Here is a 226-nt window from a genome sequence, read left to right as displayed (position 1 = left end):
CGGCGGCGGCGGCGATATCGGCGTCAGGGGCCGTCAGCGCCAACCGCACGTGCTGCGGCGACCGATCGCCGTAGAAGTGGCCAGGGCCGACGACGATGCCGAGTTCCGCGAACTGCGCGACGGCGTCCCAGGCGTCGGTCCCGCGCGTCGCCCACAAGTAGAGGCCCGCCTCGCTGCCGTCGATCGCGAAGCCGGCCGCTTCGAGTGCCGGACGCAGCATGTCACG

General features: G+C 73.0%; 1 pseudogene. It reads right to left on the bottom strand.

Annotated features, from left to right (window positions below):
* Nucleotides 1–226, bottom strand: a pseudogene (locus B2869_RS00430) (succinyldiaminopimelate transaminase); the annotation flags it as partial.

This window comes from Microbacterium sp. UBA3486, from assembly GCF_002377845.1.
GTDB classification, from domain to species: Bacteria; Actinomycetota; Actinomycetes; order Actinomycetales; family Microbacteriaceae; genus Microbacterium; species Microbacterium maritypicum_A.
This window is presented reverse-complemented; position numbering and strand designations above follow the sequence as displayed.